Genomic DNA, 7585 nt, shown 5'->3' on the forward strand with positions numbered 1-7585 from the left:
ATCTCGGATGGCCCGATGACGCTCCCCTGGATGGCAGCGAAGATCCTGCTGCGCCCGGTGGCGGAGCTGCGCGCGCATCCCGGCAATGGGCGCGTGCATGGCGCCGCGCAGATCGAGCAGATCAAGGCCAGCATGCTGGCGTTCGGCTTCACCAACCCGCTGCTGGTGGACGAGGCCGGCGTGCTAATTGCCGGTCACGGCCGGCTCAAGGCCGCGATGGCGCTCGGCATCGAGAAGGTGCCGACGATCGTGCTGCGGCACCTCTCCGCGGCGCAGAAGGAGGCGCTCCGGCTCGCCGACAACCGCATCGCGGAGAATGCGACGTGGGATCAGGCGCTGCTGCGCGACGCGCTGGCTGCCGCGCAGGCGGCGCCTGATCTCGACCTTGCGGCGCTCGGCTTCTCGGCCGCGGAGCTCGACGACATCCTCGCGGCGGCTGGAGATGCCGTGTCCGACGGCGACGCGCCCGAGGCCCTGTCGACGCCCGCGGTTCAGGGGGGCGGGGACGGCGCGGCGGGGGCGGAAGCGCAGGCGGAGGATGATCCCGCCGATGCCAAACCCGACCCGCCGCGCCAGGCGGTCACCCGGCCAAGCGACCTCTGGCTGCTCGGCGAGCACAGGCTGCTCTGCGGCGACAGCACCGACGCGGCGTCGGTTGGCCGGGTCCTGGGCGAGGCCCGCGCTGCGCTGCTCTTCACCAGCCCGCCCTACGGGAACCAGCGCGACTACACTACCGGCGGCGTCTCCGATTGGGACGCGCTGATGCGCGGCGTGTTCCAGCACCTGCTGGCGACCCTCACCGGGGACGGCCAGGTGCTGGTGAACCTCGGCCTGATCCACCGGGAGGGCGAGTGGCAGCCCTACTGGCAGGGCTGGCTCGACTGGATGCGTGTCCAGGGATGGCGCCGCTTCGGGCTGTATGCCTGGGACCAGGGCCCCGGCCTGCCGGGGGACTGGAACGGGCGGCTCGCGCCGGCCTTCGAGCTGGTCTTCCACTTCAACCGTGAGGCCCGCGCGCCAAACAAGATCGTGCCGTGCAAATGGGCTGGCACGCCGAACAAGGGCAGCGGGCTCCGCGCCGCCGACGGGGAGGTGAAGGCCTACACCCACATCGGCCTGCCGGTGCAGGAGATGCGTATCCCCGACAGCGTGCTGCGCATCACCCGCCACAAGGGTCGCGGCATCGAGACCGAGCACCCGGCAGTGTTCCCCGTCGCGCTGCCAGAGTTCCTGATGCGCGCCTACACGGACGAGGGCGACACCGTGTTCGAGCCGTTCGGGGGCTCCGGTACGACCATCCTGGCGGGGCAGCGGACCGGGCGGCGCGTCCGCGCGATCGAGCTCGCCCCCGCCTATGTGGACCTCGCGATCGCACGCTGGCGCATGCTGCACCCCGACCTGCCGGTGATGCTCGACGATGGCCGGGACTACGATGCGGTGGCGGCAGCCCGCGCGGAGGTGGTGCCCGATGCTGCGTGATCTCGCGGTCACCACCATCCCCGTCGCCGCGCTCGTGCCCTACGCCGAGAACGCGCGCACCCACTCCGACGACCAGGTGGCGCAGATCGCCGCCTCCATCGCCGAGTTCGACTTCGTGAACCCGGTGCTGGTGGACGCCGCGGGCGTGCTGGTCGCCGGTCACGGCCGCGTCATGGCGGCGAAGCGCCTCGGCATGGTGGCGGTGCCGGCGATCCGGCTCGCCCACCTGACCGAGGCGCAGGCCAGGGCGCTCCGCCTGGCCGACAACCAGATCGCATTGAGCTCCGGCTGGGACGAGGCCCTGCTCGCCATCGAGATCGCTCGCATCCGCGACGAGGCGGTGGTGGACCTCGACGTCCTGGGCTTCTCAGGGATGGAGCTCGACCGGCTGCTCGCCGCCGCGGATGCTGGCATCGACGAGGATGCCGACGATGCACCCGAGCCGCCGGCTGTACCGGTCAGCCGGGCCGGCGACCTCTGGCGCTGCGGGGACCACCGTCTGCTCTGCGGCGACGCCACGAGCCTCGACGACGTGTAGCGAGCCCTCGGCACCGACCGCCTCGCCGACATGGCCTTCACGGACCCGCCCTACAACGTCGCCTACCAGGGCGGCACCGCGGCGAGGATGACGATCGCCAACGACGCGCTCGGCCAGGGCTTCCTCGACTTTCTCCGCCCGGCGCTGGCGAACCTGCTCTCGGTGACGAAGGGCGCCTGCTACGTCTGCATGTCCTCGTCCGAGTGGCCGACGCTGCATCGCGCCTGGCAGGAGGCCGGCGGGAAGTGGTCGAGCACGATCATCTGGGCCAAGAACACCTTCGCCCTTGGCCGCGCCGACTACCATCAGCAGTTCGAGGCGATGCTTTACGGCTGGAAGGCCGGCGCGCAGCACTACTGGTGCGGTGCCCGCGACCAGGGGAATGTCTGGCACTTCGACAAGCCGGCCAGGAACGACCTCCACCCGACCATGAAGCCGATGGCGCTGGTCGAACGCGCGATCCGCAACAGCAGCAAGCAGCGCGACACGGTGCTGGACCCGTTCGGTGGCTCCGGCACGACGATGATTGCGGCGGAGCGTACCGGGCGGCACGCGGTGCTCCTCGAGCTCGATCCGGCCTATGCGGACGTGATCGTCCGGCGCTGGCAGGAGGCGACTGGCCAGGCTGCCATCCTGGACGGCGAGGATCGCGCCTTTGCGGACATCGCCGCGGCACGCGGCGTCGGCGATCATGATGTGACCCACACCGCCGAATCATAGCAATCGCGCGCCGCTCCATCTTGCTTGGCTCGGGCGCGGCACAGCGCGAATGGTCCGTCACGCGCAGGGGATGCCCTGCACCACGACGGAGACGACCATGACCGACCGCGAAGCCCGCGCCGCCCGCAACCAGCAGAAGAGCCTCGAAGCCTTCCTGCAGCAGAAGGCCCGCTTCGACGCGATGGTCGCGGAGCTTCAGCAGATGAGCGCGGATCACTTCGGCGCGGATCCCGAGGAGGTTCTCTGGGGCAAGGCCGCGACGCTGGAACACTGGAACAGCCGGCTGGCGAGCGTGACGGACTGCTACTTCAAGCGCGGCGAATTCCCCGAGTAGCGCGCGGCACCCGCCGCGACGCGGCGCCGCCACCGCCCCGACAGGCCAGGCCTGCGGGGCTCGGGGTGGTAGCACCCGGCTGGTCGGGTGCCGAACCGGAGACCCCGACGATGAAGCTTTCCGACACCCAGCGCGTGATCCTGAGCGCCGCCGCGCAGCACGAGATGGGCCTCGCCCGCGCGCCGAAGACCCTGCCGGCCGCGGCGCGCAACGCGGTGTTCCGCAGCCTGATCAAGAACAACCTGCTCACCGAGATCAACGCCCCGCGGGAGCATGTCGGGCTCGGCTGGCGCCAGGACGAGGACGGGACCTGGATCGTGGCGCGCATCACCGATGACGGTCTGCGCGCCATCGGCATCGATCCGAACGCGGGCGACGCGCGCGAGGAGGACGAGCAGAGCGCCGAGGCCATCGCGCGCCGCAACGCGGAGCGCCGCACCGCCGAGGAGGCCGCCGCGACGGTGGCCGACGCGGCACCCACGGGCGGGGAGGACGCCGCGGAGGGGTATGCCCCCGCGGACGAGCCCGAGCCCACCCAGGGCGCGCCCACGCCCGCCCCGCGCGCCAGCCTGCGCGACGCCGCCGCGGCGGTGCTGGCCGCCTGGGACGACGAGGCCAACCGCGAGACGGACATGATCACCGCCCTCGACGGCCCGATGCAGGTGCTCCGCGTCGCCTTGGCCGGCAAGCCGCCCCGCGCCGCGCGCGAGCCCGGCGCGTCGCGGAAGCCGCGCGAGGGGACGAAGCAGGAGGCGGTGCTCGCCCTGCTCCGCCGCGAGGAGGGCGCGACCATCGCGCAGATCTGCGAGGCGACGGGCTGGCAGCAGCACACGGTCCGCGGGTTCTTCGCGGGTCTGAAGAAGCGCCAGGGGATCGAGGTGCAGGTGCTGGAGCGGGTGCGCCAGGTCGGCCCGAACAAGGAGGGCGCCCGCGGGTCCTACACGGTCTACCACCTGCCTGCCTGACGCGCGCCAGCCACAGCGGCCGGGATCATCGAGCGCGCCGGGGATCATCGAGATCTCCGGCGCTTTCTCAAGTTGGCTGCGCCGAACCACAGCGCGAAGCGTCCGTCACGCGCAGGCAACCCGCCGCGCAGCACGGAGACGGACGATGCAGCAGACCGTAACCATCAGGCACCTCAAGGGCCTTGCCGAGCACGCTCGCCTGAGCCACGCGCATTGGCTGCGCAGCGCGCGCCAGGGTGGCGGCGGGAACTATGGCCCCGCCTACTGCATCGAGGGCGCCGGCATCTGGCGCCGCCGGCTCGGCGAGCCGCTGGTGCAGATCCGCGACGCGGAGCGGGCGCGATGAGCGCCCGCGGAGAACGCCGCTGGATCGTGCTCGGCCAGGACGGCCGGCACGTCACGCTGGGGCGCGCGACGTCGCCCTCTGCGGAGGAGATCGCCGCCGCGAGCAAGGCAATGGAGTCGCAGGGCCTCACCGGCTGGATCGCCACGCTGGATGGCGACTATTGGGGTCGCGGGCGCGTGACGCTCGCGCCCGTGCAGACCATTGGCGCCGCCGCGACGTTGGATTGGCCCCCGGCGGTCGCTGGCTTCCTGGAAGCCCGCCAGCGCGCGCGGCGCGCTGCCTGACCCACACCCCGCGCGCGGCGGGAGAGATGCCGCCGTGCCAGAACTCACCCCTTCCACGCGCGAGGCCGCCCGCCGCATCGGCATCACCGAGACGGCGCTCCGCAAGGCCGAGCAGACGAACCGCATCGCCCGCGAGCCGGACGGCCAGTGGGATATCGACAAGACCCGCCGCCGCCTGGTGGAGACTGCGGATCCCGCCCGGTCGCCGCTGGCCAATGGTGGCGGGGGCGGAGGGGCGGAGGGAACGCCCTACGCCCGACTGAAGGTCGCGCAGCTCGCGCTGAAGGTCGAGGCGCAGCGGCTGGCGCTCGACGAGAACAAGCGCCGGCTGCTCGACGCCGCGGAGGCCAACGCCACGATCGACGAGATCGCCGGCGCGATGCGCGACGCACTGCTGAACTGGCCGGCCCGCGTGTCCGGCCTGATCGCCGCGGAGCTCGGCGTCGACCCGCACCTGCTGCAGACCGTCCTGCAGGGCCACATCACCGACCTGCTCTCGGAGGCGGCCGATCGCTTCGATCCCCCAGGCATCGGCGGAGATCGGGCCGCGGACCCGTGACCATGTCCGGCGCCGGGCGGGGAGCATGCTCCGCCCGCCGCCGCAGCTCCGGGTCTCGGAATGGGCCGAGCGGCATCGAATCCTCGGCAGCCGCGCCTCCGCGGAACCCGAGCCGTGGCGGACCAGCCGCACCCCGTACCTGCGGGAGGTGATGGACGCGCTCTCCGCGGTGCACCCCGCCCGGCGCGTGGTGTTCATGAAGGGCGCCCAGGTCGGCGCCACCGAGGCCGGGAACAACTGGCTCGGCTACATCCTGCACCACGTGCCCGCCCCGGTGCTGGCGGTGCAGCCCACGGTCGAGCTCGCGAAGCGCTTCTCGCGCCAGCGAGTCGATCCCTTGCTGGAGGAGACGCCGGCCCTGAGGGAGCGGGTCGCGCCGGCCCGCGCACGGGACAGCGGCAACACGCTGCTGTCGAAGGAATTCCCCGGCGGCATCCTCGTGCTGACCGGCGCCAACAGCGCGGTCGGGCTGCGCTCGATGACGGCGCGGTTCCTGTTCCTCGACGAGATCGACGCCTATCCCGGCGACGTCGAGGGCGAGGGCGATCCGATCGCGCTGGCCGAGGCCCGCGCCCGCACCTTCGGCTGGCGCCGCAAGGCCTTCCTGGTCAGCACGCCCACCATCGCCGGCCGCAGCCGGATCGAGCGGGAATACGCTGCCTCCGACCAGCGGCGCTATTTTGTGCCGTGCCCGCACTGCGGCGAGATGCAGTGGCTGCGGTTCGAGCGGCTGCGTTGGGAGAAGGGCGACCCGCGCTCAGCGCGGTACCACTGCGAGGCCTGCGACGAGCCGATCGAGGAGCACCACAAGACGGCCATGCTGGCTGGCGGCGAATGGCGGGCGACCGCCACCGCCGAGGACCCGCACACGGTCGGCTTCCACATCTCGTCCCTTTATGCCCCGGTCGGCTGGTACTCGTGGGAGCAGGTCGCGCGGGATTGGGAGGCGGCGCAGGGCTAGCCCGAGGACCTGAAGACCTTCCGGAACACCGTGCTCGGCGAGACCTGGCAGGAGCGGGGCGAGGCGCCGGATTGGGAGCGGCTGGTCGAGCGGCGCGAGGACTTCCGGATGGGCGTCGTGCCTGCCGGCGCGCTGTGCCTGACCGCGGGCGTGGACGTGCAGGACGACCGCCTCGAGTGCGACGTCTGGGGCTGGGCGGAGGGGTACACCTCATGGCTGATTGATCACGTCGTCATCGCCGGCAACCCGCGCGAGCGGGAGCCGTGGGACGCGCTCGCCGGGATCCTGGCACGCGACTGGCCGCGGCACGGTGGTGGTGCGGTACGCATCGCGCGGCTCTGCGTCGACACGGGTGGGCGCGACACCGCGGCGGTCTACGGCCACCTGCGTCGGCTGCACGACCCGCGCATCGCGCCGACCAAGGGCGTGGACGGCTGGAACCGCGCGCAGCCGGTCCAGGGCCCGACGCCGGTGGATGCGCTGGTCGATGGCCGCAAGCTCCGGCGCGGCCTGAAGCTCTGGACGGTGTCGGTCTCGACCTGGAAGGCCGATCTGTACCGCCGCCTCTGGCTCAGCCGCGGTGAGGCGGAGGACTTCCCATCCGGCTGGGTGCACCTGCCGCAGGGCATCGAGGCCGAGTGGGTGAAGCAGCTGGTCGCCGAGCAGCTGCACACGGTGAAGGACCGCCGCGGCTTCGCGCGGCAGGAATGGGCGAAGCTGCGCGAGAGGAACGAGGCGCTGGACTGCGCGGTGCTGGCGCGGGCGGCGCTCTGGCTGCTCGGTGCCGACCGCTACGGCGAGCGTTTCTGGGCGCAGCTGCGCGAGCAGGTGGCCAACGCTCCGCTGCAAAGGAGCGAGATTCCCACTGGCGGGAATGTCGCTCCGCCACCGCCACCGCAGGTCGCGACTGAAAACCACCGCCCGCGCGGCTGGCTCGCGCCGCGCAGCGGCTGGCTGCGCTGAAGAGGGAGGACGCGCATGGACCCGACCGTCCTCGCCTGGGCGCTGGCGCAGCCCACCGGCAGCCGCGCCGCTGCCCTGGCGTCCGCCTACACGGGCGGCACGACCCGTGTGACCTTCGATGGGCGGACCGTGGAGTATCGTAGCCTCGACGAGCTCGGCCGCGCGCTCGCCGTGCTGCGCGGCGCGGAGATGACGGCGGCGCGCCGTCCATCCGTGACGCTGGCCAGCTTCTCCCGCGGGGGAAGCACGTGATGGGCCGGCTGCGAGACGCGTGGAACGCGCTGCGCGGCTACGCCGCCGCGCAGGACCACCGCGCCTCCGCCTGGGCGCCGTCCGGCGGCAGCGCCACGGCCGAGGTCGGCATGGCCGCGGCGACGGTGGCGCGCCGCGCCCGTGACGCCGTCCGCAACGACCCCTACGCCAGCCGCATCGTCGA

The 7585-nt window shown here is 72.6% G+C and carries 11 protein-coding genes and 1 pseudogene; all 12 read left to right on the plus strand.

Annotated features, from left to right (window positions below; all coding sequences use genetic code 11):
- Positions 1 to 15 precede the first annotated feature (15 nt).
- Positions 16 to 1479, plus strand: coding sequence for a site-specific DNA-methyltransferase (locus tag ET526_RS14375; protein WP_135468398.1), 1464 nt, complete (start codon positions 16 to 18; stop codon positions 1477 to 1479).
- Positions 1469 to 2017 carry a ParB/Srx family N-terminal domain-containing protein gene (locus tag ET526_RS22090; protein ID WP_240048403.1) on the plus strand — a complete coding sequence of 183 codons (549 nt, stop codon included), beginning with the start codon at positions 1469 to 1471 and terminating at the stop codon, positions 2015 to 2017. Before ET526_RS14375 ends, ET526_RS22090 begins: the two co-directional genes overlap by 11 nt.
- 30 nt (positions 2018 to 2047) lie before the next feature.
- Entirely contained in the window at positions 2048 to 2737 is a 690-nt protein-coding gene (locus ET526_RS22095; protein ID WP_240048404.1) for a DNA-methyltransferase, read from the plus strand.
- A gap of 97 nt (positions 2738 to 2834) precedes the next feature.
- Entirely contained in the window at positions 2835 to 3071 is a 237-nt protein-coding gene (locus ET526_RS14385) for a hypothetical protein (protein WP_135468399.1), read from the plus strand.
- Between the two features lie 110 nt (positions 3072 to 3181).
- Positions 3182 to 4036 (plus strand): DUF3489 domain-containing protein, encoded by an 855-nt coding sequence (locus ET526_RS22100; protein WP_240048405.1) that lies wholly within the window; start codon positions 3182 to 3184, stop codon positions 4034 to 4036.
- A 145-nt stretch (positions 4037 to 4181) separates the two neighbouring features.
- A complete protein-coding gene (locus tag ET526_RS14395) occupies positions 4182 to 4382 on the plus strand; it encodes a hypothetical protein (RefSeq protein ID WP_135468400.1) in 201 nt (66 codons plus the stop codon).
- Positions 4379 to 4666 (plus strand): hypothetical protein, encoded by a 288-nt coding sequence (locus ET526_RS14400; protein ID WP_135468401.1) that lies wholly within the window; start codon positions 4379 to 4381, stop codon positions 4664 to 4666. The genes ET526_RS14395 and ET526_RS14400 overlap by 4 nt, the downstream gene beginning before the upstream one ends.
- A gap of 34 nt (positions 4667 to 4700) precedes the next feature.
- Positions 4701 to 5225 (plus strand): hypothetical protein, encoded by a 525-nt coding sequence (locus ET526_RS14405; RefSeq protein WP_135468402.1) that lies wholly within the window; start codon positions 4701 to 4703, stop codon positions 5223 to 5225.
- Between the two features lie 25 nt (positions 5226 to 5250).
- Positions 5251 to 6186: a phage terminase large subunit family protein gene (locus ET526_RS22535; protein ID WP_338025363.1), complete on the plus strand. Its 936-nt coding sequence runs from the start codon at positions 5251 to 5253 to the stop codon at positions 6184 to 6186.
- A gap of 9 nt (positions 6187 to 6195) precedes the next feature.
- Complete coding sequence (locus ET526_RS22540) at positions 6196 to 7149, plus strand: terminase gpA endonuclease subunit (protein ID WP_408869766.1); 954 nt, start codon at positions 6196 to 6198, stop codon at positions 7147 to 7149.
- A 15-nt stretch (positions 7150 to 7164) separates the two neighbouring features.
- Positions 7165 to 7401 (plus strand): phage head-tail joining protein, encoded by a 237-nt coding sequence (locus ET526_RS14415; RefSeq protein WP_135468403.1) that lies wholly within the window; start codon positions 7165 to 7167, stop codon positions 7399 to 7401.
- A pseudogene (locus ET526_RS14420) lies at positions 7401 to 7585 on the plus strand (phage portal protein); the annotation flags it as partial. The gene ET526_RS14415 and the pseudogene ET526_RS14420, both read left to right, overlap by 1 nt.

The organism is Crenalkalicoccus roseus (genome assembly GCF_004761865.1).
Classification (GTDB): Bacteria; Pseudomonadota; Alphaproteobacteria; order Acetobacterales; family Acetobacteraceae; genus Crenalkalicoccus; species Crenalkalicoccus roseus.

Coding starts and splice junctions, on each gene's coding strand:
- ET526_RS14375 (WP_135468398.1), top strand. CDS start 16: ATGACGCTCCCCTGGATGGCAGCGAAGATCCTGCTGCGCCCGGTGGCG.
- ET526_RS22090 (WP_240048403.1), top strand. CDS start 1,469: ATGCTGCGTGATCTCGCGGTCACCACCATCCCCGTCGCCGCGCTCGTG.
- ET526_RS22095 (WP_240048404.1), top strand. CDS start 2,048: ATGGCCTTCACGGACCCGCCCTACAACGTCGCCTACCAGGGCGGCACC.
- ET526_RS14385 (WP_135468399.1), top strand. CDS start 2,835: ATGACCGACCGCGAAGCCCGCGCCGCCCGCAACCAGCAGAAGAGCCTC.
- ET526_RS22100 (WP_240048405.1), top strand. CDS start 3,182: ATGAAGCTTTCCGACACCCAGCGCGTGATCCTGAGCGCCGCCGCGCAG.
- ET526_RS14395 (WP_135468400.1), top strand. CDS start 4,182: ATGCAGCAGACCGTAACCATCAGGCACCTCAAGGGCCTTGCCGAGCAC.
- ET526_RS14400 (WP_135468401.1), top strand. CDS start 4,379: ATGAGCGCCCGCGGAGAACGCCGCTGGATCGTGCTCGGCCAGGACGGC.
- ET526_RS22535 (WP_338025363.1), top strand. CDS start 5,251: ATGCTCCGCCCGCCGCCGCAGCTCCGGGTCTCGGAATGGGCCGAGCGG.
- ET526_RS14415 (WP_135468403.1), top strand. CDS start 7,165: ATGGACCCGACCGTCCTCGCCTGGGCGCTGGCGCAGCCCACCGGCAGC.